This is a genomic window from Thermogemmatispora sp., assembly GCF_042408735.1.
Classification (GTDB): domain Bacteria; phylum Chloroflexota; class Ktedonobacteria; order Ktedonobacterales; family Ktedonobacteraceae; genus Thermogemmatispora.
In genome coordinates, this window is the sequence record NZ_JBHOQV010000130.1 from 64,898 (window position 1) to 89,898 (window position 25,001).

At 63.4% G+C, this 25,001-nt stretch carries 21 protein-coding genes; 9 read left to right on the forward strand and 12 right to left on the reverse strand.

All coding sequences use genetic code 11. The features are described 5' to 3' along the window. Positions 1–171 precede the first annotated feature (171 nt). From ACFMO7_RS13195 to ACFMO7_RS13220, 6 genes are all read left to right on the forward strand, one after another. Entirely contained in the window at positions 172–972 is an 801-nt protein-coding gene (locus ACFMO7_RS13195) for an ABC transporter ATP-binding protein (RefSeq protein ID WP_376795948.1), read from the forward strand. Beyond that, positions 969–1,835 (forward strand): ABC transporter ATP-binding protein, encoded by an 867-nt coding sequence (locus ACFMO7_RS13200; protein WP_376795949.1) that lies wholly within the window; start codon positions 969–971, stop codon positions 1,833–1,835. The genes ACFMO7_RS13195 and ACFMO7_RS13200 overlap by 4 nt, the downstream gene beginning before the upstream one ends. A 172-nt stretch (positions 1,836–2,007) precedes the next feature. Beyond that, positions 2,008–2,907 carry a branched-chain amino acid ABC transporter permease gene (locus ACFMO7_RS13205; RefSeq protein ID WP_376795950.1) on the forward strand — a complete coding sequence of 300 codons (900 nt, stop codon included), beginning with the start codon at positions 2,008–2,010 and terminating at the stop codon, positions 2,905–2,907. Then, entirely contained in the window at positions 2,904–4,151 is a 1,248-nt protein-coding gene (locus ACFMO7_RS13210; protein WP_376795951.1) for a branched-chain amino acid ABC transporter permease, read from the forward strand. Before ACFMO7_RS13205 ends, ACFMO7_RS13210 begins: the two co-directional genes overlap by 4 nt. A 179-nt stretch (positions 4,152–4,330) precedes the next feature. Next, positions 4,331–5,593 (forward strand): ABC transporter substrate-binding protein, encoded by a 1,263-nt coding sequence (locus ACFMO7_RS13215; RefSeq protein ID WP_376795952.1) that lies wholly within the window; start codon positions 4,331–4,333, stop codon positions 5,591–5,593. 692 nt (positions 5,594–6,285) lie between these two features. Further along, on the forward strand, positions 6,286–6,489 hold the full coding sequence (locus tag ACFMO7_RS13220; RefSeq protein ID WP_376795953.1) for a hypothetical protein: 204 nt from the start codon (positions 6,286–6,288) through the stop codon (positions 6,487–6,489). A gap of 165 nt (positions 6,490–6,654) precedes the next feature. Here ACFMO7_RS13220 and ACFMO7_RS13225 read toward each other — a convergent pair whose 3' ends face one another. Next, positions 6,655–7,365, reverse strand: coding sequence for a metallophosphoesterase family protein (locus ACFMO7_RS13225; RefSeq protein WP_376795954.1), 711 nt, complete (start codon positions 7,363–7,365; stop codon positions 6,655–6,657). Between the two features lie 310 nt (positions 7,366–7,675). On the opposite strand from ACFMO7_RS13225, the gene ACFMO7_RS13230 reads away from it, so the two are divergent. Further along, complete coding sequence (locus ACFMO7_RS13230) at positions 7,676–8,197, forward strand: metallophosphoesterase family protein (protein ID WP_376795955.1); 522 nt, start codon at positions 7,676–7,678, stop codon at positions 8,195–8,197. A gap of 147 nt (positions 8,198–8,344) precedes the next feature. Here ACFMO7_RS13230 and serS read toward each other — a convergent pair whose 3' ends face one another. Next, positions 8,345–9,625 (reverse strand): serine--tRNA ligase, encoded by a 1,281-nt coding sequence (serS, locus tag ACFMO7_RS13235; RefSeq protein ID WP_376795956.1) that lies wholly within the window; start codon positions 9,623–9,625, stop codon positions 8,345–8,347. Here serS and ACFMO7_RS13240 point away from each other — a divergent pair. Next, positions 9,606–10,127, forward strand: a complete 522-nt coding sequence (locus ACFMO7_RS13240; protein WP_376795957.1) for a hypothetical protein — start codon at positions 9,606–9,608, stop codon at positions 10,125–10,127. The genes serS and ACFMO7_RS13240 overlap by 20 nt on opposite strands. Before the next feature lie 151 nt (positions 10,128–10,278). Here the strand turns inward: ACFMO7_RS13240 and ACFMO7_RS13245 are convergent, their stop codons facing one another. The 6 genes from ACFMO7_RS13245 to ACFMO7_RS13270 all read right to left on the reverse strand — a co-directional run bounded on the left by ACFMO7_RS13245 (position 10,279) and on the right by ACFMO7_RS13270 (position 20,157). Continuing rightward, complete coding sequence (locus ACFMO7_RS13245; RefSeq protein ID WP_376795958.1) at positions 10,279–11,364, reverse strand: hypothetical protein; 1,086 nt, start codon at positions 11,362–11,364, stop codon at positions 10,279–10,281. A gap of 322 nt (positions 11,365–11,686) precedes the next feature. Continuing rightward, entirely contained in the window at positions 11,687–13,396 is a 1,710-nt protein-coding gene (locus tag ACFMO7_RS13250) for a hypothetical protein (RefSeq protein ID WP_376795959.1), read from the reverse strand. 284 nt (positions 13,397–13,680) lie between these two features. Further along, positions 13,681–14,535 (reverse strand): hypothetical protein, encoded by an 855-nt coding sequence (locus tag ACFMO7_RS13255; RefSeq protein WP_376795960.1) that lies wholly within the window; start codon positions 14,533–14,535, stop codon positions 13,681–13,683. A gap of 987 nt (positions 14,536–15,522) precedes the next feature. Then, positions 15,523–15,834 (reverse strand): iron-sulfur cluster assembly protein, encoded by a 312-nt coding sequence (locus ACFMO7_RS13260; RefSeq protein WP_376795961.1) that lies wholly within the window; start codon positions 15,832–15,834, stop codon positions 15,523–15,525. Positions 15,835–15,985: 151 nt separating this feature from the next. Beyond that, the gene (locus tag ACFMO7_RS13265; protein ID WP_376795962.1) at positions 15,986–17,014 is read right to left on the reverse strand and encodes a ribokinase; all 1,029 of its coding nucleotides are present in this window, start codon (positions 17,012–17,014) and stop codon (positions 15,986–15,988) included. Between the two features lie 14 nt (positions 17,015–17,028). Continuing rightward, positions 17,029–20,157, reverse strand: coding sequence for an AAA domain-containing protein (locus tag ACFMO7_RS13270; protein WP_376795963.1), 3,129 nt, complete (start codon positions 20,155–20,157; stop codon positions 17,029–17,031). 235 nt (positions 20,158–20,392) lie between these two features. On the opposite strand from ACFMO7_RS13270, the gene ACFMO7_RS13275 reads away from it, so the two are divergent. After that, positions 20,393–21,568, forward strand: a complete 1,176-nt coding sequence (locus tag ACFMO7_RS13275) for a DUF711 family protein (protein ID WP_376795964.1) — start codon at positions 20,393–20,395, stop codon at positions 21,566–21,568. Positions 21,569–21,696: 128 nt separating this feature from the next. Here the strand turns inward: ACFMO7_RS13275 and ACFMO7_RS13280 are convergent, their stop codons facing one another. From ACFMO7_RS13280 to ACFMO7_RS13295, 4 genes are all read right to left on the reverse strand, one after another. Continuing rightward, positions 21,697–22,302, reverse strand: a complete 606-nt coding sequence (locus tag ACFMO7_RS13280) for a GAF domain-containing protein (protein WP_376795965.1) — start codon at positions 22,300–22,302, stop codon at positions 21,697–21,699. A 501-nt stretch (positions 22,303–22,803) separates the two neighbouring features. Further along, positions 22,804–23,355 carry a universal stress protein gene (locus ACFMO7_RS13285; protein WP_376795966.1) on the reverse strand — a complete coding sequence of 184 codons (552 nt, stop codon included), beginning with the start codon at positions 23,353–23,355 and terminating at the stop codon, positions 22,804–22,806. Positions 23,356–23,701: 346 nt separating this feature from the next. Continuing rightward, positions 23,702–24,010, reverse strand: coding sequence for an ATP-dependent Clp protease adaptor ClpS (locus tag ACFMO7_RS13290; protein ID WP_376795967.1), 309 nt, complete (start codon positions 24,008–24,010; stop codon positions 23,702–23,704). Positions 24,011–24,270: 260 nt separating this feature from the next. Further along, the gene (locus tag ACFMO7_RS13295; protein ID WP_376795968.1) at positions 24,271–24,858 is read right to left on the reverse strand and encodes a hypothetical protein; all 588 of its coding nucleotides are present in this window, start codon (positions 24,856–24,858) and stop codon (positions 24,271–24,273) included. Positions 24,859–25,001 lie beyond the last annotated feature (143 nt).

Here is a 25,001-nt window from a genome sequence, read left to right on the forward strand (position 1 = left end):
TGGCGAGGCAGGCGGATGAGCGAACGTCAGGCCAGCTAGCCCGAATGGGCCATGTGGCTGGGCGAGAGGGAGAAGGAACCGCCTCAGCCTGCGAGCGTGCGCGAGAGGGCCGCAGCAGGGAAGCGGGCCAGAGAGAGTCAGCATCGCTGCCGACGGAGGAAGGAAGCGCCTATGCTAGTGCTGCAGGACGTTGCCGTCACCTATCAGAACGTCATCCCCGCCTTGCGGGGTGTCTCGCTTGAGGTCCCTGACAAGGTGGTTGTCGCCCTGCTGGGAACGAACGGAGCCGGCAAGACCACCTTGCTACGCGCCGTCTCGGGTCTGCTCCCGCTGCACCGTGGCGCGCTGGTTGGGGGGCAGATCAGCTTTGCCGGCGAGCGCATCGACCGTCTCTCTCCCACGCGCATCGTGCAGCTAGGTATTGCCCAGGTGCTCGAGGGGCGCCGCCTCTTTGAGGACCTGACCGTCGACGAAAACCTCCATGCCGGCGCCATCACGGTGCGCAATCCCGCCGCCGTACGCCGTGCCTACGATCGTGTCATGAGCCTCTTCCCCGTCCTGGCCGAGCGGCGCAGCAGTCGCGCCGGCTACCTCTCGGGCGGCGAACAGCAGATGCTGGCCATCGGGCGTGCCTTGATGGCCTCGCCGCGCCTGCTCCTTCTGGACGAACCTTCCCTTGGTCTGGCCCCCTTCATGGTGCAGCGGATCCGCAGCATCATTAGCGAGATCAATGCCGAAGGTACGGCGGTCTTGCTGGTCGAGCAGAATGCCCAGATGGCTCTCTCGGTTGCCCACTACGGCTATGTGCTGGAGACCGGGCGCGTAGCCCTGGCTGCCCCCGCGGCGCGCCTTCTGCAGGAAGAGAACATTCGTCAGTTTTATCTTGGGCTGCGCGAAGGGGAGCGGCAGCTTGCTCTGGGCCGCCTGCGCCAGCGAAGAGAGCGAGCAGCGGAGAGGAGGGGCCAGTCATGAACGAGATGAGGAGCGTCGGTCTGGCCGGTGGCAACCATCAGGCTGGCAGTGAGCCGCTGCTGCGCGTCGAGCGGCTCTCGGTCCGCTTTGCCGGGGTGCGCGCCCTCAGCGAAGTCTCCTTTGCGGTCTGGTCAGGGGAACTCTTTGCCGTCATTGGTCCCAACGGCGCTGGCAAAACCTCCCTGTTTAATGTGCTCTCGCGCGTCTACCAGCCCGAGGGGGGGAGCGTGACCTTTGCTGGCCAGGACCTGTTGCGCCTCAAGCCCCACCAGGTAGCCAGAGCTGGTATCGCGCGTACCTTTCAAAATATGGGTCAGTTCCCCACCATGACCGTCCTTGAGTACCTGTTGCTGGGACGCCACACACGCATGCATAGCGGTATGCTGCGGGCCGGCCTGTTCGTCGGCCCGGCCCGCCGCGAAGAGTGGGAGAATCGGGCCTATTGTCTCCATATTCTTGAGCTGCTCAACCTGAAAGACGTGCGCGACCGGCCTCTGGGGAGCCTCCCCTATGGGCTGCAGAAGCGGGCCGATCTGGCCCGGGCCTTGGCGATGGAGCCGCGCCTGCTGCTCCTGGACGAGCCGGTGGCGGGGATGAGCCTGGAGGAGACCGAGGAGATCGCTGAAGTCATTCTGGAGATCAAGGAGCAGCTTGGCATCACGCAGATCCTCGTCGAGCACGATATGGCCCTGGTCATGGGGCTGGCCGACCGCGTGCTGGTGCTGGACTTTGGCCGCGTCATTGCCGAGGGCAGGCCGGCGGAGGTCCAGGCCAATCCAGCGGTCATCAAAGCCTATCTGGGCGAGGAATCGGAGCAGCTACCGGCGCCTGCCGATGACCTGCCCGCCGTCTCCGAGAACTGACTTGAGGACAGGCTTGAGCTGCCAGGTGCGCTGGCTTGCCCACAGAGAGCCAGCGAGCGAGCCGGATCTACCTTTGCTCCGAGCCTGCCGGAGTGCCGGCGCAGTCGGCGGCAATCGATTGGACCCTTTTCGTTGTCCTGGCTTGTTGCTTGTGCCGGAGGAGCTGTAAGCGATGGCCTACTTTCTTCAGCTGGCCTTTGCGGGCGTGGCCCAGGGTTGTATCTACGCCCTCATCGGATTGGGCTTCAGTATGATCTTCAAGGCCAGCCAGGTGATCAATTTTGCCCAGGGCGAGCTGCTGCTCGTTGGCACCTATGTAGTGGCGAGCGCCGTTCTGAACTGGCACCTCCCTTTCTGGCTGGCTTTGCCGCTGGGGCTGCTGGTCACGATTGTCATTGGCCTGCTCTTCGAACGTCTCGTTCTGCGCAGGATGATTGGTCGTCCGCCTTTCACTGTCCTCATGATCACCATTGGTCTGGACATCATTCTGCGAACGCTGGTCATCGTCGGCTGGGGTTCGCGCACCATTCCGGCGGCGACCCCCTTCAGTGTCACCAGCGGCTTCAACGTTGCCGGCGTGCATCTGGGCAGCAGCGATCTCTGGACGATCGCCGTCACCATTGTGCTGTGCATCGCTCTCTACTATTTCTTCCGCCACACGCGCTATGGACTGGCCATGCGGGCCACGGCCCTCGATCAGGAAGCGGCCCTGGCCATCGGGATCGATGTGCGTAGCATTTACGCCCTGGCCTGGGGACTGGCAGCGGCCATCACCACCCTTGGCGGGGTGCTGCTGGCCATCGACAGTCTGGCCATTGATCCCAACTTTGGCAATGCGGCCCTGGTGGCCTTCCCTGCCATCATCTTGGGCGGTCTCGACTCGGTCAGCGGCGCTGTCGTCGGAGGTGTCATCATCGGCCTGACCAGCGTTCTGACGGCTGGCTACGAGAGCCGCCTGCCGGCGATCGTTGGCACGGGCCTGCACGAGGTGACGCCCTACCTGTTGATGATTCTCATCCTCCTGATCCGTCCTTATGGTCTCTTTGGCTCAAGAAAGGTAGAGCGCGTATGATCGCTAGACGAGAGCCTGGCCGCAGCCGCCTTTATCAGGAACTGCCGCGGGAGGCAGAGCCGCCGCGCTTGCTGGGGAACGTCGCGCGCTGGCTCTGGCTGGGAGTCGGGATTCTGGCCCTGCTCCTCTTCTTCTCGCTGGCCAGCGACGACTGGTTTAGCGTAGTCAACTACTGTTTGATCGCAGCACTGGCGACCCTGGCCCTCAATCTGCTCTCGGGCTATACGGGACAGATCTCGCTCGGTCTGGCTTTCTTCATGGGACTGGGAGGCTATACAGCGGCTCTTCTGGGAGGCAATCCGCCGGCAGGGCCGTCGGATCCCTGGGGCCTCGGTCTGCCGGCCTTTATCTGGCTGCCGGCAGCGGGCCTGGTTGCGGCCCTGGTCGGAGCGCTGGTCGGCCCGAGCGCCTTGCGTCTGCGCGGCTTCTATCTGGGGATTGTGACCCTGGCGTTGGTCTTTATCGGCAATTATCTGTTTCGTAACCTGAGCTTCATCACGGGAGGACCGCAGGGGCGCAACTTCCCGGTGCCGGCCTTTGGAGGCTTCTCGCTTGATCAGCAGAATAGCGTCTTCGGCGTCGCCTTAACCTCGGGACAGCAGTATTTTCTGCTCAATCTGGCTATTCTCCTGCTCTCGGCGCTCTTTGTCTACAATCTCAGTCGTTCGCGCGTCGGTCGCGCCATGCGGGCCGTGCGGGACCATGAAGTGGGCGCTGCCATCATGGGGGTGAACCTCTTTGAGGTCAAGATGGGGGCCTTCGTGCTCTCCTCGTTCCTGGCGGGCGTGGCCGGCGCGCTCTATGTCTCCTATGCTCGCTACGTGATCCCCGACTATTGGAGTTTGAGCCTGTCGATCCAGTTTGTGGCGGCCATTATCATCGGGGGGATTGCCGATGTCTGGGGGTCGATCCTGGGGGCGGCCTTTGTCTTTGCCCTGCCGCAGATTATCGACTACTTCTCTCTGCTCCCTCCCAGTACTGGCGGTGGGGGCCTCAGCAGCGGCGATCTGAATGCCCTCCTCTATGGCTTGCTGATCATCGTCTTCCTGCTGTTTGAGCCAGGTGGTGTCATTGGTCTGGTGCGCCGCCTGCGCCCTGCCGCGCCTCGAAGCCGTTGGTCAGGGGCGAGCGCGGGCGCCGCGGCGCCCAAAGAAGGGAGTGAGAGCATCGAGATGATCGATCTTCAGCACGAGGCACCTGGCGCCAGCGAGCAACAGGGAAGCGGCGGAGGCGGCGCGCCTTGAGCGAGAGGGCCGTGGCGGCCCCTTTCCTGGTCCCTTCTCCCCTTCCCTGGCCTGGCCGTTGCGCTGGGAGGTCAGCCTGCTCTGTTCTCCATGCCCAAGGGTCTGCGCTGTTGTAAGGGCAATCCAGCCGGATTTGATGCTGTATCTTATGCCTTTGGCTCGATAAGGGGGTAACCTGTATGGTCACCAAGCGCTTCGTGTTTGCCTGTATACTCATCCTTCTGGCCGGTCTACCGATCCTGACGGGCTGCGCGGGCAGCAGTACGGGAGGTAGCTCGGGTGGACTCAAGGCGGGACCCGGCGTCGATCTCAACAAGAAGACCATCACGCTGGGGATCCTCTCGCCCTACTCGGGACCGGTGGCCGGGCCGGTTGGTATTCCGATTGCCAACGGCGTTAAAGCCTTCTTCTATCATGTCAATGATCATGGAGGGATTAACGGCTTCAAGGTCCAGTTTATCGAACAGGATACGCAGTATAGTCCGCAGTTGGAGGTGCAGAAGTATAATCAGATCCGCAATCAGGTCTTGATGATCGCTGACAGTCTGGGGACCCAGCCGACCTTCGCCATCAAGGACCTGGCGGCTGCCGATCACATGCTGGTCTCTGCGGCCACGCTCTCGTCGGCGCTGGCGCGCGAGAAGTATCTGATTCTTGTCGGCACACCTTACCGTCTGCAGGTGGAGAACGCCTTCGATTACGTCGTTAACAAGCTTGGAGTCAAGAATCCGGCCACGGCTATTATCTACCAGAACGATGACTACGGCCAGGATGGGCTGACGGGCTATCGCGAGGCGGTCAGCGTCTACCATCTGCGCGACGTGGCCCAGGTCTCCTTTGCTGTCAACGATACGGATTTCACGGCTCAGGTGGCGCAGTTGAAGGCGTCAGGGGCGAAGTATGTCTTCATGACTACCCTGCCAACGGCGACGGCGACCATCATCGCTACGGCTTACAAGCTGGGCTACAATCCGCAGTGGATCTTGCAAAGCCCGGCCTTCTCGATTCAGCTGCTGGCGGTGCCGGCGCTCAAGCCCTTGATTAGCCGGGCCTGGGTGGTCTCACAGGGGGCGGCCTGGGGCGATACGAGCGTGCCCGGGATGGCGCAGATGTTGCAGGACCAGGCGAAGTATTTCCCGAAGCAGCAGCCCGATGGCTACTTCGAGTTTGGCTATGCCGAGTCCTATGTGACCTATGCCATCCTGAAGAAGGCGATGGAGAACGGTGATCTGACGCGCGACGGCCTCTTCCGGGCCTTCGAGTCGCTGCAGTCGGTAGATATGGGGGGCCTGCTGCCGCCGGCGCACTATGGCTCGACCCCCGACCAGCGGGTGCCGACGCGCGATTCGGTTATCTACCAGGTTGATGCTACTCAGCCCGCCGGGGTGAAACCGATCTCGCCCGATTTCACGGGAGTGGCCGCCAGCCAGTCGCATTTCTGATCAGGTTTATCGGCGCGCTCCTTCCTTTTCTTCTCTGTCTGCCCTGGTGTGTGGTTGCTCATGACGACCGGTGGCCCTATCCTGCTGGCCTGGCCCACAGGATGAGGCCACCGGTGAGCCGCTTCAATCCGCAGCGCGGCCCGACCGGACCCGGCTGGCCTTTCCCTCTCCCGGAGAGCGCTGTCCGGCCGGCAGACCGCCAAGCCACTCCTCGCCTGTCTCCCTCTCTCCAATAAGCTGCCTTACTGGCTCGCCGCCGAAAGCCCGTTCCTGCTCGCGGCCTGCCCTTCCCTCTTCCCGCCCCTTTCTTGCTCGCTTGCCCTTACCCAACTGGCCTATTCGGCGACTTTTGCGGCGATGAAAGTTAGCCTGGACACGTATATATAAGTGGAAGCTATCAAGCTTCCTGCTCGATGACCAGCACCGACTCTCTGGCCGGGCGGTAAAGCAGGCCCTGACTGGCTGGCCCCTTGCTGGCGACGGCCTCTGCGCTCCCAGTGGGCGGAGCACGGTCAAACAGAGCCTGATGTTATCGCTTCATTATTGAAATTTATCGAATAAGGCGTTTTAGCGAGCATATCCTGATGCAACATGGCTCTTCTTGCTGTTTGTTGCTGCAGGAGTGTGCCACTCGTGCGGGCTCTCTGCGTCCCGGGGCTGAGTGTCCTGCGAGAGGAGAGGGATCACAGAGCATGGCGACTACCGGTGAACTGAAAGCCATTATGCGAGAGCTAGAGCTGGTCGATGTCGGCGATGCTGCCAGTTATCTCGGTGAGGAAGCGATGCCGCTGCAGGAGCTGCCCCGCGAAGAGCAACCGCAATCGCTGCTTGAGCATGCTCCTGGTCATCCACCGACCTGTACCTGTATCTTCTGTCAATTATTACATGTCTTATAGGCTAAGATAGCTGCTCCGCTTCAGCGCTTCACTTTGACAACGGGGCCGAGGCCGTGGCGACTCCCCACCACTGCCGGAGCCCCGTTGCTCATTGTTCTGCTCCGCTTCCGCCTGGTCGGGCCAGAGCAAAGTAGCTGGTCCTGCCCGCCGGGGTTTACCCCAGCCCTAGTAGCGGGCTTCCAGCAGGATCTTGATGCGCCGCTCGGGATGGGGCATGCCGCTGCTGCGAATCTGGGCGACGACGGTCTCCAGGTCGTAGGGCACGCGACGAATCTCGCCTTCCCAGTTGCCGTCCTGCCAGCTCAGAATCCCGTAAGCGGCGCGCTGATCGCCATCGCGCGGCAGTCCGCAGCTAGCCACATCCAGCAGCAGCAGGTGCCGCCAGCGTCGCCGATAAGCGATATGCAGGTGGCCGAAAGCCAGGGCCCCGATGCGCTCGTCGAGTCCGCTCAGCAAGCGCTCTAGCTCCTGGTCGGAGGCCGTAGGCGCGATAGCCTCCTCCAGGTTGTGCGGATTGGCGTGGACGATGAGGGCGTCGCTGCCGTCGGGGTTGCTCACGCGATGCGAGAAAGGCAGCTCGCGCAGGTAGGCGATGCCCTCTGGGCCGATCTGCTGGCGGGTCCAGGCCACGGTGCTCTGCTTTTTACGCCCTTTCTCGGGGGCGGCGCTCACTACCTCCTCGTCGACGTTGCCCTTGATGACAGGGCAGCCGAGCTGTTGAACAATGGCGAGCACCTCGCGTGGACGGGGGCCATTCAGGCAGAGATCGCCGGCGATGACCAGCTGATCGATCGCCGGCTGGCGACGCAGATCGTCCAGTACGGCCTCCAGAGCCACCTGGTTACCGTGAATATCGGAGATAATGGCAATGCGCATGGTGAATCTGCTATCCTCTCCTTAGAGAGAGCAACAAAGGAAGGTAAAGATGGCTCCCTATGCCCGAAGGCAGGGGAGAAACCTTCTGACTGCCCATACTATGGCGAAGATGGGCTGGGCATAGGCGACAGGGCAGCCAGCGAGTCAGTCGCCGGCAGCGGAAGGGAGCCGAGCGGACTCGAGCAGCCAGACCTGCCCTCTGGCTGGGTAGCCCGTAGAGGTTGATTGCGGGAGGCCGAGGTCGGTCCCCGCCGCCGCCTTGCCTGTTTTTCATGGAGGCATCTGCCTGCTCCAACGGAGGTGAGAGCCGATGGAACACGTCATCGGCGTCCTGTCGGATACCCATATCCCGCGCTTCAAGGCTTTGCCCGAGGCGCTGTGGCATCATTTTGCCGCCGTCGAGCTGATCATTCATGCTGGCGACCTTTCGGAGCTGGCGGTAGTCGACGAGCTGGAGACCATCGCGCCCGTAGTGGCCGTGCAGGGCAACGTCGAAAGCGACGAAGTGCGGCGCAAGCTGCCTCTCAAGCGCGAGCTTGTGATTGGAGGCTGTCGCATTGGCGTCGTCCACATTCTCAGTCCAGACAGCGGGCCTCGCCGGCGCAGTGCTGACGAGGCCCGTCTGGCGGCGGCTCGCCGCGAGTTCCCCGAGGCGCGCTGCGTGATTTTCGGCCATACCCATGTCCCCTACTTGCGCCAGCACAATGGGCTGCTGCTCTTCAATCCGGGCAGCGCCACCGATCGGCGCTCCCAGCCGGCTTGCACAATTGGCCGCCTCTACATCGAAGACGCCAGCGGCAACCCGCGCGGGGAAATCATCCCCCTTACCTAGCAGCTCCACCTGGCCTGCTCGCCAGGGCGGCTGCCGCTGGCGGCCCTGCCCTCCCGAGGGTGCTTGCTCGCCTCGTCTGCCGGTGAGATCGCTGGCCGGCGGGTAAGACGGGACGACCAGCGGCGAGAGGCCGCAAGCGGCCTGTCCTCAGCGAGGCGCTCGCAGCAGCTCCTGACCGCCCAGATAGGGGCGCAGGGCCTCTGGAATGCGTACCGAGCCATCGGGCTGCTGGTGGTTCTCCAGCAGCGGGATCAAGATGCGCGGCGAGGCGATCGCCGTGTTATTGAGCGTGTGCACGAACTTCAGCTTGCCGTCGCGATCGCGGTAGCGGATATTGACGCGCCGCGCCTGCCAGTCATGGAAGTACGAGCAGGAATGTGTCTCGCGATAGCGTCCCTCGCTTGGGACCCAGCATTCCAGATCGTACATGCCCACTTTGCCATCACCCATGTCGCCGGTGCAGACATTGACCACGCGATAAGGAATCTCCAGGGCCTGGACCAGCTCCTCGGCGTTGCGGATCAGTTGTTCGTGCCAGCGGAGCGATTCCTCGTGCGAGGCCTCGCAGATTACGTACTGCTCGACCTTGTTGAACTGGTGCACGCGGAAGACCCCGCGCGTGTCCTTGCCGTAGGTGCCGGCCTCTTTGCGGAAGCAAGGGCAGAAGCCGACGAAGGTGAGGGGCAGCTCCTCGTAGCTTAGAATTTCGTCCTTGAACATGCCTGTGATCGAGACCTCGGCTGTCCCCACAAGAAAGGTGTCTTCGCCCTCCAGAGCGTAGACCTGGTCCCGTCCGCGCGGAAACTGGCCGTTGCCAATAAAGCAGAACTCGCGCGCCATCGCCGGCACAATCAGAGGAGTGAAACCTTTGGCCGCGATGCGATCGAAGGCGAAGTGCAAGAGGGCCATTTCGAGGCGCGCGGCCTCGCCCTTGAGGACATAGCTGCGCGAACCCGCGATTTTGGCGGCCCGCTCCATGTCGACCAGGTCCAGCTTCTGCATCAGCGTATAGTGATCCTGCAGAGGGAAGTCGAACTGGGGCTTCTCTCCCCAGTAGCGCACTGGAACATTGTCTTCCTCTCCCGTGCCGATCGGAGCCGAGGGATCGGGGATCTGCGGCACCAGGTAGAGGAGCTGCTGACGCTGCTGGCTGAGCGCATCGAGCTGCGGCTCCAGCTCCTTAAGGCGAGCCGCCAACTGCTTCCCCTGGGCAATAAGCGACTCGCGCAGCTCTTTGTCCTTGCCCGCCTGGCTGATGCGTTTCGAAAGCTGGTTCTGCTCTGCTCGCAGGGTTTCGACCTCGTGTTGCAGCTCCAGAACCTGGCGGTCAAGAGCCAGAAACTGGTCGACGTCAAAGTCGCTCTGTTTGAGACGTACAGCCTCCTTGACAAGCTCGGGATGGTTGCGAATGAAACCAAGGTCCAGCACGAAAATTCCTCCTTCCTCTCTTCTCCTGCCTGGGCTTGATGGGCAGATAGGGCGGGCTGTCGCTCAATCGGCCATCTTCCGTCCGGGCCTGGCCGACAGCGGCGATCGGGCCGGCTGGGCGAGCAGAACGGAGCGGGACAGCGTTTCAGAGAACAGCCCGGCAGCAACAAAAAAGCGTTATCGTCCGCCACGCGCAAGGACGACAACGCTGGTTGGCAGCGTAGCTCGTGGTGCCACCTTTATTCCTTTCTTTCTTCCTTCCTTCCAGTATCCTCCTTTCAGTGCCCTCAAGCGGATCGATGCCCTTGTAGGCTGGCGTGGAGGCTGGCAGCCGCAAAGCAACCCCTCGTTCGGCCTGTTAACGGGGGCCACCGCAAACGCTCATCGCGTGGGCTCCCAGGGGAATTCCCTCATGCCCGGCGCTGCGTTGCACCACCCGCGGCTCTCTGAGGCCCAGGTCCATGAGGTACTGGTCCTGTTCTTCGCCTTTGCTCACCTATGATTGTAGTGCTATTACCTGCTTCTTCTCCGCATCTGTGGGGATAGGATAGCAGAAGCGGAGCGCTCTGTCAATCGCGGCGGGCCAGAAAGTCTGTGGGGAGTCGGGAGTCAGAAAAGGAGATGGGCCACGCTGGCAGTCGCAGCCGCTGGTGCTACTCGTGAAGAGGCCAGACTCGGGCGTTGCTGAACTGGGCCACGCAAGGCTGCTGCTCATCGATGGCGGCGACGCCGATCGCTCCCGATGAGAGCGAATGGTCGTTCACGCTGCCCACGGCCTGCTCGTTGACATAGAGCACGAGCGTGTCCTGACTGGCCAGCACCCCCAGAATATTCGTCTGCGTCAGGCCGCTGCTGATGGCGGGACTGAAGCCGGTCAGCAGGGTTTGGGCCGTCTGGCCCTGATAGAGATCAAGGGCAAATGAGCCATTAATGTTCAGGCGGAACAGGTAAAAGCTCTGGCCATCGGCGCTGGCCCGCAAGAGCAGGCCGGCCTCCTCGCCGTGCGTGATGGTGAGCTGCACCTCGTAGACGAACTGGCTGAAATGGGTGCTGTGAGCAAGACAGGGCTGCAGCAGCCCGGGATGGCCGGCGCGGGCCTCATAGGCACCATTGTTGAAGAAGCAGCCTGTGCCGGCATCGCTGAAACCCTGGTCCCAGCCATGGGCCTCGTCGGGGGTACTCAGGTCATCGCTGAAGCTGGGCTGGCCCTGAGTAATCTGGCTAAGGCGCTCATCGTAGGCCGTGGCTGTTGCCGTGAGCTGGCTGCTCTGAACGGTGGCCAGGCTCTGAGCCGTGGCTGTGGCATAGATCGCCGCCTGCTGGGTGGCCAGAGCCTGAGCGGTGCCCGCGGCCTGGGCGCTCGCGCTGGCGAGGACATGCCCCGTCGCCTGGGCGCGGGCTGTTGCCTGGGCCTGAAGCAGCGTTGTGGCCTGGCCTGTAGTTTGCATCACCAGCAAGACCGTACTGGCCAGCAGCAGCAGGGCGGCAAGCGTTCCATAGAGCCACCACTGGCCACGTGAGAGTCCTGCGGGCCGCTGCCGGAAAGGCTGTGGCGCGATTGCTGGCGTCCTCACGAGGGCCGTTGTCTCGGCCTGCTCCCCCACCTCGGTCGGGCTTTCTGCTGACTCCTGGCCCTGCCCCGGCGTGAGGGACCCCCTCGCCAGGGCCGCCGGCTTCCCCTCCGGGTCGCGATCGCTGGCGCTCAGCGGCGGCTGACTCGGTCGCTGCTTTCCTGGCATAAATAGCGCTCCCTCGCTTGACAATAGGCGTCTCTCCTTGTGCTCCTTTCGTCTCCTCCTACTATAGCACGGAGGCCGCTTGCAGGACTAGCTGTGAGCTTGATAAAAAGGTGAGACCGGTGAGCTGGAACGGCGGCTTGGAGAAGGCTGCTGGCAGGAGAGAGAAGAGGAGGAAGATGCTGGCTGGCTGTCTGGCTCGGGAAGCGCCAGAGGCGTACTATCTCCGTGTAGGCCAGCGTTCCTTCTTGGGAGCTGGTCAGGGCTGTGCCAGCTCTCGGGCCGTCCTTCTGCCCTTCCTCCCATGCCAGGGTGTCTTATAGTCTTATAGCTGCCAGATTTTCAGGTTCTGGAAAGCAGCATCGACGGCGGTCTTGCCCGTGCCCAAGGCGATCAGTCCGATCTCCCCACTTGTCAGAGTGCTGTCATGAACGGTAGCGAGGTAATGGCCATTCACGAACAGCATCAGCGTACTCTCCTGGGCGATAATGGTCAGCGTATTGCTCTGGCCAAGGCTCGCCCTGATGGCGTTGCTGAGACCATCAGCGAGACTGGTGAAATTGCCGCCGTCGACCTTGCTCAGCAGATAGGCGCCTGCCGGGCTGATCGTGAAGCTATAGAAGCTTCCTGCTGTCGCATCGAGGCGAAAGACCAGGCCGCCCATCGTCTGGGCGCCGCTTGTATCGCCCTTGAGTATGGTCATATCGACCTGGAAGGCCAGATTATGATATGTCAAGGCAGCAGCGGCGCAGCCCCAGGCCCGTGTGCTGCTGCTAGTCAGGACATGCAAGGCCCCGTTGCTGAATTGGCAACCGCTGCCGTCACTATGGCGAGTCTCATCCCATTGGCTGGCGCTCTGGCTGGCCAGCGAGTCGTTCACCTGGGGCGTCTGGGCAGTGAGATAGTTGTAGAATGCCTGGGGATCGTTCTGCAGGGCGGTCACTGTCGCCGTGGCATTGGCCCGAGCAACGGCTGTGGCCGTCTGATGGCTGCGAGCCAGGGCAGTGGCGCTCTGAGCTGTTGCCGTGGCGGCGGCATGCTCCTGGCCAGGGCGAATGACGCCAAGGTAGATGGTGCTTCCCAGCAGAATCAAGACACAGATGAGCAAGATGGTCAGGACGAGCAGCAAGATCGGCCTGCCTCCCCTGGCTTGACCTGGCGCAGAAGGCGTCGGAGCGAAAACCGGACCGGGGACCGGCGTCCCCGGAGCCCCCGGAGTGGCTTGAGGCAGGTAAGATGGCCAGCCCGGCTGTCCCTGCTGAGGCCAACTGGCGCCCAATTCCCTGCTGGCTCCTCCGGCTGGTGTTGGACCGGGTCCAAAGATGGGAGGCGGGTAGCCGGGGTAGGAAGGAGTGGCAGGCCCTGGCTGCTGTGGAAGCGAAGGCGGAAAGCCCGGCAGGGAGCCTCCGCTCTGGCTGACAGGACCGGCGGGAGCCGCTCCTGGCTGTTGAGGCGAGGAACCGCCTGCGGGCACCGGTGTAGGCGCTGGTGGATAGGCGCCGCTCAAGCCTGGGTAAGAAGGAGTGCCGGAGCCAGGAGATGGCGGTATCCAGCCATAGCTCGTGGCCGCATCTCGTGGAGGTGGTACGGGGGGCGAGCCTGTGGACGGGGGAGAAGAGGCGGGCGTCGGCGCGCCGGTGGTTGCTGAAGTGCCAGGAGGAACCGTCGGCGTCGGCTCTTCCCCCGCTTCGGCCTCGGCCCGGCTGCTGTCAGAGCGCTCGCTGCTTTCTGACCCCCTGGCTGGCTCCTCTGGCGGTTGGGATGCCGTCCTCTCTTCTCCACTGACAGGCGGCTGCTGCCAGCGCGATGGCGCGCGTACCGTAGGCTCATTGTAGGGCGCGCGCAGCGTGCGCTCGCTGTCCTCGGCGCTGATCTCGCTGCGGCGCTTAATTAGCGTATCCTCCGGACTACCGAGAGAGGACGACGGGGCCTGCTCCTTCTCAGGCTCCAGCACGTTGTATGGGGTGGGAGCGCCACAGGAGGGGCAGACCCGTGCCCCCGCAGGCAGCTCGGCCTTGCAGATCTGGCATTGCATAGCTAAAAAGAACCTCCTCAAAGGCTGAGCATAGAGACTCCCTGAAGCATCATCAGCATAGCATGCTTTTCAATCTATGCCAAGTGATCTCAGCGTGGCTGGCAAGAGGCGCACCGGCGACGACCACACGGCTCCAAACCGGCCCTGGCTCTGCCCGCTCTGGCCTGATCCCACCTCGCCTGCCTGTCTGCCTCCCTCCCTCCCTCCCTCCCTCCCTCCTTTCGCCTCCCTGTCCGCGGCGAAGGGGAAGGGAGAGCCGAAGAGGACCGGCGCAGGCGGGGCGGCTAGCGCGCCCAGACTTGCAGCTGAGAGAAGGCAGCGTCGGTCACGTGGCCAAGATCGATGGCGAAGACCCCGATTTGTCCCGAGCTAAAGTTTGTGTCTTGAGCGCTACCTACATATTGCTTGTTCACGTAGAGCAGAATCGATGAGCCGCGGGCGATCACGGTGAGCAGATTATCCTGGCCAGCCGCTGTATGAATGGCCGGCGTTGGGCCGCCCACCAGAGCGTTGGCCCGTGTGCCGTCGGAGAGCATGAGGCTATAGTTCCCGTCGCTGCCCACGAAAAAGAGATAGCCTGTGCCACTATCCGCGTTAGCACGGAAGACCAGGCCGCCGCCGTCTCCTCTGGCCAGGCGCATGTGGACCTGCAGCGTAAAGTCGGCGAACCGCGTGGCCCGTGCCAGGCAGGGGATAAAGGCATGGTCGCTGGCGACCAGCGAATGCAGGTTAGCGCCGGAGAAGAAGCAGCCCTCGCGTAAATTATTATCCAATGTCCACTGATTCCCATTCTGCCCGCTCAAGGGATCGACCAGGGTTGGATTCCCCTGAGTGGCCTGGGTATAAGTGGCCTGCTGAGCGGTGGCCGTGGCGGCGGCGACCGCCGTGGCCTGAGCGGCAGCCGTGGCCGTAGCGTGTGCTCGGGCGATGGCCGTGGCCGTGGCCTGGGCCCGCGCCTGCGCGGTACTCTGACTGAGGGCTGTCAGGGCGGCGCTGACCGTGGCGGTGGCCCCCGCTCGTAGCTGGGCCGGATGGTAAATGCCACCGTAGATGATCAGGCCGATCCCTGACAGAAACAGCAAGAGCATCAAGGTAAAGCCCAGTTGCAGCGAGCGGGGCAGAGAAGCGCCACTCTTCATCGCGAACTCGCTGCGATGGAGGTGAGGCGAACGCCGCTGCTCCCCTGGCCGCAGCCCGGGCCCTGCCGCTGGCGAGCCTGTCGCCGCCAAAGAGCCGGGTTCCTGATCTGGCCTCAGGCCAGGGCCGGCCCCGGGACCGACAGATGCGACAGGACCCGTCTCGCTCCCGCTGGGGGCGTTGGCCACAGGCGCGTCCGGCCTGGTCTCCGCCAGAATGGTAGGCGTGTCGCTGGCCGATCTGCCTTCCGCGGCCCGCATCTGGCCCTCGCTTGGGCTTAGGGCTGCTCCACAGACAGGGCATGTGCTGTAACCTTCGGGCACGGCTGCATAGCAAAACTCACAGTGCCTGACCATGAGACCTCTCGAACCTCCTGCTCTCTTTCTTACTTGATTTTCACTGACTTTGTGCAAATCGTCTCCTCGGCAGAAGACCCCTGGCCCACATCTGGAGAGGCTCCTGTTCCCTATGTTCCCGCTCTGCTGGGGCTGCTCGCCTGCTCATCGATCGCTTGCTTGCACTTCAAACAAGCTGTTTGCGAAAGGTCAAGACCAAATCGTCCCCCATAGTCACAGGCCGCCTGATTAGCTCGCTGACTCTCTCAGGGGGTGGACGCCATCGCACTGTGCCCACCGCGCTGCCGCTACAGCGCTTGCTCCCTCGTTCCTCCTTCCAGGCCGGGGCCGGCGATGCCGCGCAGGTAGCAGAAGAAGGCAAGTGAGGTATCTCTTCCAGGGCTGAGGATAGTTCTCCTCATCCATTCATATTATGAAGATAAATGTATTGATCGATGGCATCCAGTATAACACACTGCTTTGTCCAGGGGAAGAGTAAAAAGAGAAAAAAATAACACGTGACGGACAGCAACCGGCGGGCAGAGGGCCAATGTCGCGGGTAAAGCGGACAGAGGCGGTAGAGCGCCGTCGGGCTGCAGTCACGTGTTGATAGTGGATCCTATAAGGGGGCGGGGTCGAGCGGCGCAGCGCCTGCTAGATCAGGCCCAGCTCCCACTTAGCGTCTTCGCTCATGCGATCGGGGCTCCAGGGGGGATCGAAAGTCATCTCCACATCGCACGACTTCACGTTCTCAACCTGGCTGACGCGCATCTCGACCTCGGACATCACGTCGCCCACCAGCGGGCAACCCATTGAGGTCAGCGTCATCTTAATATGCACATGCCCTGTTTCCTGGTTGATATCGATCTCATAGACCAGGCCGAGGTCGTAGATATTGACAGGAATCTCTGGATCGTAACATTCCCGCAGAGCCTCGATCACCTCGGCCTCATTGATCTGCGGCATAGCCTGCTGCTCCTTCCCTGCTGATATCCCAATATTCCAAGTACCATAGTAGGGATTACTCCACATAAATATAGCGCACGAGGCCGGTCTTGTCAAAAAGGTCAGCGAAGGTGGTCCGGCCAGCGCGCAAGGTCCAGGTCCTGACTGGCAGCTAGCCCAGGGGTGGGTTGGCGGCCAGGAAGGCCTCTACCGCGGCGCGCTCTGGCAAGCCGGACTGAGCGCCGAAGCGCGTCACCTTCAGCGCGCTGGCGTAAACCGCAAAGCGCAGCGCCTGAGCAGGTGGCTGGCCCTCCACCAGCAGGGCGAGCGTCAGGGCGGCCACGAAGCAATCGCCCGCCGCTGTCGTATCGGTCACCTGTACTCGGGGGGCTGGCTCATAGAGGCAGAGCGGAGCGGTCTGCTCCTGGCTGCCGGCGATCTGCCTTTCCCGCGTGACCAGCAAGGCCCCGGCGGCTCCGAGGGTCACCACCACCGTGGCCACTCCCAGCTCATGCAGGCGCAGTGCCAGTGCGCGCCCCTGGGCCAGGACATCGCTGGTCTCGAGTTCTGCTGAAGGTCCGGCGGAGCCTCTGGTTGTCTCCAGGGCGGCCACCAGGGCCTGGGCCTCATGCTCATTGACGATCAGCAGCTCGACCTGGCGGAGCAGCTCGGAATCGAGCGCCTGCGCAGGGGCGGCGTTCAGTACCACCGGAACAGCCGCCAAGCGCGCCGTCTTCACCAGGTGCTCCACGGTAGCCAGAGGAATTTCAAGCTGCAGAACCAGGGCGGAAGCCCTGCCAAGAGCCTCCTCGATGCCTGCCAGGTGTTTGGGGTCATGTCCCAGACGGCTATTGGCGCCCGCTGCTACGATGATGGCGTTATCCTGCTCCACCAGAAAGATAAAGGCCGTGCCGCTGGCCTCCTCCTCGTCGACGGCTACCAGCTCGGTGGAGACACCTGCCGACTGCAGGGCGGCCAGCAACTGCTGTCCGAAAGGATCGCGGCCCACTCGCCCTGCCATCGTCACTGCTCCGCCCAGGCGTGCCAGCGCCACCGCCTGGTTGGCCCCTTTCCCGCCAGGCACCAGCTTCAGCGAACCGGCGCCCAGCAGCGTCTCGCCGAGCGTTGGCAAGCGCGGCAGCTCTACCACCTGATCCATATTCAGGCTGCCAACCACTAAAATGCGCTTCTGCTCCTCCATCGTTTAGCTCGCTCCTATTCCGTTGAGATGAAAGCCTCCAGCTCGCGGCAGTACCTCACAAGGTCGCCCAGGATCGGTAGCCCCTCCAGGGCGCTGGCGTGCCCCACCAGGATCAGCTTGCGCTGGGCCCGCGTCAGGGCCACATTGAGGCGATGGGCATCGGTCAGAAACTGGTAGAGCAGGCTATCCGCTGGGGGCGCCTGCGTCGTTGCGAACGAGATAATGATCACGGTTCGCTCGCCGCCCTGAAAGCGGTCGACCGTGTCGATCGTCAAAGCGGGATGGGGGGCGCCGTACTGCTTCCAGACCAGGTGTCGGCGCAGGTTGGCCACCTGGGCGCGATAGGGGGCGATGATGCCGATCTGGGAGGGACCGACTCCACGCACCAGCAAGGCCGTCACCAGCTCGCGCACCAGACGCGCCTCGGCCTGGCTGACGCGCGCCTCGCTTTCCGGCGTCGGCACATCGAGAAAAACCACTGGCTGGTCGGGCTGCAAGGCCCGCGCGATGGCCGGGCGCTCGCCCAAGGGCGGAGCAGGGGGCCTGCGTAGAACGAGCTGGCGCCAGGCCACCGTTGGGTGGGCGCGCAGCTCTCCCCCGTAGAAACAGCGCGAGGGGAAAGCCGCGATCTGCTCATGCATGCGGTACTGAGTCTTCAGGGCCACGCAGGCGCTCTCAGCCCCTGGATGGCTGGCCAGATACTCCTCATCCTGCCGTTTGAGCAGATGAAAGAGCGACTCGCGCAGCCCTTCCTCAGCCGCCTCGCGACTGAGCACCAGCGGCGGCAACTGCTTTTCATCGCCAACCAGAATAAAGCGCCGCGCAAAGCGCAAGGCCCCGAGCAGGGCCGGTACCGTTAACTGACCGGCCTCGTCGATCAGCGCGACATCGAAGCGCAGGAGCGAGCCGGGGTCATTCTCCTGGATCTCCTCGGGCGCATAGCGCTCGGAAGACCAGGTAGCCGTGGTTGAGGCCACCACGGGCCGCGACTGGAGGGCGGCCCGCAGCTCGGCGGTCGCCGGAGCGCTTTCGCCTCCACTCTCGCCCTCCCGCCCCAGCTCCGAACCCGAGGCCACTTCCAATGAGAGGGGGACCAAATGCTTCAGGAGGTGGTCCTGAACGCCCTCGGCCACGCTCCGCTCGTGGCCGAGGCGCAGATAGTCGTGAAAGCCCTCAGCCTCCAGGCGCAGCAGCATGTTATCCACCGCCTGGTTCGTAAAGGCCGCCAGCAAGACCCGCTCTCCGCGCTGGCAGAGCCGCTTGACGATCTCTGCAATGACGGCCGTCTTGCCTGTTCCCGGCGGACCATGGATCAGCAGATAATCCTGCATCTGGAGCGCTCGCTCCACAGCGAGATTCTGCTCGCGATTGAAGTCTGCCCGCGGCGCTACAGGTTCATGGCTAAAGCGCGGACGCCGCAGGCCAGAGACCAGATCGCGCAGGCCCGGCTCGACGTGCAGCCAGCGCCAGAGATTCTGCAGCGTGCGCAGATGGACCACATCCGTGGCGTGGCGCTCGATCAGGGTCGGGTGGGCGATCAGCTCAGGTGTCCAGACAGTCACCTCGCGAGCGCCGATCTCCAGGACCGTCCCCGTGACCACTTCCCCGTCGAGAGGATGGTCATCGCAGAGCAAAATCTCGTCGCCGCTGCGCAGCTCCGAGCGGTTTTCACAGCGGAAACGCTGGATCCACTCGCCCTGTTCCGTAGGCTGAGGTGGCTCCAGGGGCGTCAGTCCGGCGATCGCCATTCCCCGGGCCACATGCTCGGCGACCGGTGCCCGCCAAAGCAGAGCCTGTTCTTGCTCGCTGGCCCGCCCCTCGGCGTGCAGCAGGCGATAGTAGCGGGCGAAGAAGGCGCGATCGTGCTCTGTCAGTCCGGCGGCCGGCGGCTGCTCAGGCTTGCGCGATTCGGCGCCCGCCTCCTCTGTCGAAGGGAGGGCCGGCGGCTCCCAATCCAGCAACCAGGAGACGAGGCGACACTCCTGAAGCAGCGCGCACTTCGTGCAGCGTGCCGGGCCGGGAGGAGCGCACGGCTCTCCAGTCACGTGGCTGATCGCCAGCAGGTTGCGTTGCTCATTCACCTGCTGCAGCTCACGGACCGAGAACGGAATCCCGAAAGCCTGGGCCTCGCCGGGCGTACCGCTATAGAGCAAGGTCGCCAGCGCCTTCTGGGTGCGGGCCTGCCGCCGAACGGTTAACAGCGCGTGATAGCCGTGTACCTGCCAGCGGTGATTGCGGCGCGGCAGCGGTCCCGTGGCGCCGCCGGTCTTCAGCTCCAGCAGGCGCCGTCGCTCCCCTTGCTGCCAGAGCAGGTCTAAGCGTCCCTTCAGACCAAGCTCAGGGGCCAGCAAAAACGTTTCCGCGCGTACCACGTGCTCGCCGCTCTCCGTCGGAGCGGCGCCAGCGCTCTCAGCCGGCTCCGAAGCATCCCACAGGGTCGTCCGTTGCTGCTCAAACCAGCTCGCCAGGCTCTCCAGGTGGGGCATCACCTCCGCCTCCAGCCGCTCTGGAACGATATTCAACAGAGCCAGCTCGACCCGGCTGCGCTCCATAGCCCGGCGCAGTTGCTGGCGCAACATAGCCAGGGCCTGGCCGTCTTCGCCGGCCAGAGCGCCGCGATCGTGGGCCTTGAGCAGCTCCTTAAAGCAAGCGTGGACCAGGGTCCCGCGCAGCGTCTCCAGGCTCGCCCCGCTGGGCAGCAGACGCTGAAGCAAATACTGGCGAGGACAGTACTCTGCGTAGAGCAGGTCCGTAATATTAAGCAGTGTATCTGGCTCCACTACGACCAGCGTCCATGGACTGGCGCGGTAGGAGAGCACGGGACGCCCGTGCTGCTCGCCGCGCTGCCCCGCCTCCGGCAAGTGATAGGCGCGCAGCAGCAGCCCTCGGACGCTGCGCCCGCGCGCTCGCAGCTCCTGCACCAGGCGCCGATAATCGCGAGTCAGCTGGAGCGAAATCAGCCCCTCGGCGCTTTGCAGGAGCAGGCCAGGCAGGCGCTCGCTGGAGGCCGGGCCTGCAGGACGCTCCCAGACAGCCAGCAGGCGCCCCTCGAGGCGGGGGACGGCGCAGGGACGGGGCGAGGAGGTGAGCGAACACAAAAAGCAGGTGCCGGCCTGCTGCGCGCTCTCGGCTCTCGTAGACATAGCGCCTGGGGCTCACCTCTCTCTCTAGCCAGTGGCTGGAACCTGACCTTCGCGCTCGCAAGTGGGGCGGGACCGCTGGCACGGGCCGCCGAGCCAGCCAGCCGGCCGGCAGGCCGGCCGGTTGACCCTCTTCTCCTGGTTCCCGCGGAGAGCCTGCTAGCGGCCCGTCGCGAAATCGCGTATCCTGGAGATATTGTATACGGATAGCAACGAGGGAGGAAAGGAGTCAGCAACAATGGTCCCCATTCGCACCATTACCCTGGGAGTGGCCGAGCCGCACCCATTGAGAGCCGCGACGATCGGGCGCGTGGCCCGGCAACTGCGAGCCATTGCCGCCCGCCTGCAAGAGGCCGGCTATGAAGTGCAGACTCTCCGTCTCGCCACCCGTCCGCTGCTCAGCGACCTGGCGGATTGGTCGGCGGCGGACATCGCGCGCTACGGACGTGAGCTACAAGAGATGCTGACCGAGGCCGAGATCGCTTTCTGCTCCCTTGGCCCGGCCCCTGTGCTCCAGGCGAACTTCCCGCTCGAGCGGCTGGCCCTTCTTGCCGACCTCCTCGTAGCTGGTCCAGCCCTCAACGCCAGCGTCTTGCTCGCCAGCAGCGAGCAAGGTCTGCGCCAAGAAGCGGCTCCCTACGTGGCCCGCCTCATGCTCCGTCTGGCGCAAGAGACTCCCGAAGGCGATGGCAACTTCCGCTTTGCCATGCTGGCCTGTGTCGAAGCTGGCTGTCCCTTTTTCCCTGCCGCCTACCATTGGGGGCCGGCCAGCCTGGGCCTTGGTCTCCAGAGCGCGCCGCTGCTCAGCCAGGCCCTGAGAGAGGAGGCGGCGACGGCCCAGCAGCCCTTAAGTCCCGAAACCATCAGCTCCATCGTGCGCCGCGTGCTCGAAGAGCAGCTAGGGGCCCTGTCCTCCCTGGCGAGCGCCCTCAGCGACCAACACCGGCTGCGCTACAACGGCCTTGACCTTTCGCCTGCCCCGCTCGGCGAAGAAAGCATCGTCCCTGCGCTAGAAGCCTGTGGCTATGGTCTTGTCGGCGATCCCGGTAGCCTGGCCGTTGCCGCCGCCATCACCCGCGGCCTCCAGAGCACCACGCTGCCCACCTGCGGCTACTGCGGCCTGATGCTCCCCGTTCTGGAAGATGCCCTTTTAGGGAGGCGCTGGGAAGAGGGGCGCCTGCACATCCATCAGCTCCTGCTCTACTCCGCCGTTTGCGGCACAGGGCTGGACACCGTTCCTCTCCCCGGCGACAGCTCCGAGCAAAGCATCGCCGGCCTCCTTCTCGACGTCGCCGCCCTGGCCACCCGCCTGCGCAAGCCGCTGGCGGCCCGGCTCTTTCCCGTCCCGGGCAAACGCGCGGGAGAGCGCACGACCTTCACCTCTCCCTATCTCACGAATACCCTTATTCGCTGAAGCACAGCGGCCTGATCGGCACAACAAAAAGCCAGAGCTGATGGGCCGGAAGCGAGCAAGGACCAGAGACGGGCAGGCACAGGGTCGAAGCGAGGACTGGGAGAAAGTTGAGCAGCCGAGGCGCCAGCTTACCCCTGGCGGCTGAGGCTGCTCCCCCACAGGGCATCCATCACGCCATCGTAAGAACTCTTCAGATTCGCGTACAGTCTGGCGTTCTCAATGGCGAGGGCCGCCAGGCTGGCAAGCACGGTCAAAAACTGCACATCGTCCTCATGGAAGGTAGTCGGCTCGGCGGTATAGACGCGCAGGACACCAATGGCCTCGCCACGCACCTCCAGGGGAACACAGAGCAGCGAGACCAGGCCCTCGCGTCGCGCCGCCTCCTGGTACTGGAAACGCGAATCGACGCGCACGTCGGGAATAAAGACCGGCTTGCCACTTTGAAGCACTTCGTGATCGATCGGGCTATGGGAGATATCTACGGGGCCTTTGCCCAGATAGTCGCTGCTCAACCCATAGAAAGCGCTGATCTCGAGCTGACCTGTGCGCCGGTTGAGGAGGCGCAACACGCAAGCCTTGACCTGCATGGCTTCGGCGATGCTTTTGGCCACGCTGTGGAGCACCTCGTCCAGCTCAAGGCTCGACGAGAAAGTCAACGCCGCCTGATGAAGGGCAGTATAGTAATCTTTATGGGAGCGCGGCGGTGGACCGGCATTCTGCGGACTGGTCGTCATGGCGAGACTCCTCCCACGATTGAGCCAGTGATAGCTGGTTGAGTCAATAAAAAGAAGAATTCCGCTCACCTCAATTATAGCATATCAGCATGCTGGCCGTGATGAAAGGGAAGGGCGGTCTCCCCGGAAGCAAGCGAGCAAACGAGAAGAGAGAAAAAGGGACCTTCCCGGGCCGCAGGCGGTCACCGTATCTGAAGAACGGGAGGCACCCGTGGGGCTGGGCGGCGTAACCTGACGTGGCGCGGCGTGGCGCGACGCGAGGAGGCCCTGAGACGAGCCTGACAAGAGGAGCAAGCCACCTTCCCTGCAGCGCGCCGGGTATTGCGGGCGCTGGGGAGGAAACGCTCTCTCGCTCGGCCAGGTGAGAGCACAGCCCAGGATGGAGCGCGCGCTATGCGCCTCGCCTCACCCGTAGTCGGCGGATCCTGAAGCAATCATAGGCTCTTACGACGGCACGCTCAGCATAGATCCAAAACAATCAATCTCGCTTTCACTGTAAGCTCAGGCTTTTGGGGCGCTGACATCGCTGCTGCTTGTCGCGACGGTCGCGGGTGTGCCAGGGTTTGCCGTGCCATTGGGGTCCTGAATGACCCAGACGCGGCAGGGTGCATTGAGCAGCACGTAGGGAATCGTCTTGCCCAGATTATTCTGTGAGCGATGGCTACGGACCAATCCTAGCATAATCAGGGCGCAGCCATGATCGCGGGCCTCGTCGACGATTGCCGGACCAGCATCGCGGGCCTGCACAATCTCGGCCACGGCGTCGCAGCCGGCCTCTTCGGCGATGGCAATAGCCTCGGAGAGTAGCTTATTGGCGGCGTTAGACTTCTCTGTGAGGACTGCCTTGAGGGGGAGGGTACGAGGAACTTCGATGATGTGGACCAGGTGAACCTTGCGTTTAGCGCGCTTGGCCATCAGACAGGCCAGCCTGACCAGTTCCGTATCCAGTTTCTTCCCCTCAACGATGACTGCGATATCGCCGGTGGCTCCGACCCCGGGCGCCTTGGTGGTCTCGGCCTCCTCTTTCGTTCTTGAGCGCCATAGGTGAACCATAGTGTCTCCCCTCTTCTCGATCGCGAATCTGACAAAACAGCATCATCTTCGTTGGGATCTTTTACAGGCCCTGCCTGTTGCGCCTCTGCGAAGGCTTAAAGAGCCTGCTTGCTGCATCCCTGCAGACCCTTCTACAGATTCTAAGTGGAAGAGACTGGCAGCGTCAATGGTAGTGGGCGCTGTCTCGTGAGCGTGCTGCCAGCCCTTGTTGTCCCGGCTGACGGGTCAATCAACCGACGAACCACCAGTTGGCCTGTCAGCTAGCGAGCCGACGAGCAGGCTGGACGCCTGCCCTGGGGGCGGACCAGAGCAGAGCAGGCCCGGTCCGGCCAGGGGCGGTCAGCGGCTAATCCGGCTCGATAGTTGCCGTCAGGCCGTAGCTTAGCAGGCGCTCCTGGTAGTACTCGGCCAGCTCCTTGGGACAGACCACGACCACCGCGCTCCCTGTCACATGGGCCGTGAGCATGATGCGCTCTGCCTCTGGCAGCGTCAGACTGTTGACTGCATGCAGCAGGGCTGCGACGACGTAATCCATCGTATTCTCATCGTCGTTGAAGAGAATGACCTTATACGGTGGAAAGAGCGCATCCCGCATGCGCGTGAGCTTCTCCAGATCAACCTGCAGTCTCGCTGGTGGCACGGTATCCCCCTTCATACGCTCTTTCTCCCGCACGGACGGCTCTGCGCTCTCGCCCAGGGCCGCCGGCGCTTGCCTCTGCTTTCTTGCAAATCTATTCTAATTCTAATCGAGAAACCAAGAGATTACCAGTGTTTGCCTAGCCGAGTGGTAAGAACCTCACCTGCCTCATTATCGCTATGACATTGCTTGATGGGCAGACGGGCACGGGCGCTGCGCCATTGCTGGCGAGCGAAAAAAGCGGGAGCCGGAAGAAGAGAGCTTCCGGCTCCTGTCTCCTACTCTCGACGACCGACGCTCCGGTCGATACGGCCTCCATTATTGAGCAGGATGGCCCGGGCCCGGGCCCTGCGGCTGATGTTCTCTGGATCGAGCAGGCGCAGGGCGATCACCGTTCGCGCCTCGCGGGTGGAAGCTGGTGCCGGAGCGAGGCGCGACAGGTCCTGGCCGATGGCGCCCCGCACCCGGCTGCCGCGGACAAAGGCCAGGACCACGCCGCCGATCAGGCCCACCGCCACACCGATCAGCGTAATCAGGCCGTGCTCGGAGGCGGGAAAGGCGAAGCCCAGCGCGAAGGCCAGCAGGCCCACCAGCAGGCCCGTCACCAGAGCCAGCACCAGCAGCAGGACCAGTGAGGGGCCGCTGCGCGTGGTCCGCAGGAAGAAGGCGCTGCGATCCTGGCGCGGGCCGTGATCGCGGAACTCCCCTCCTTTGACCGCCCCGGCGCTCAAACGATAGATCTCCTCGTCCTTGAAACCCTCCCGACGCAGCTTCCCCTCTGCCGCACTCGCTTTCTCCTCATCGCCGAAGACGGCCAGGAGATCGTAATCGGCCAACTGTTGCTGTTGTTGCTGTTGTTGTGGCATTGCAATGGCTCCTGCTAGGGATGGAAATGCGCTCTCTTAGCACCAGACATTATAGCCAATCTGTGGGCCGGGAGGTAGCAAGGCCAACAAGCGCTAGCGGGAGGAACTGCCCTCGCTTCGGTCGCTGGCAAGACGAGAGGAGG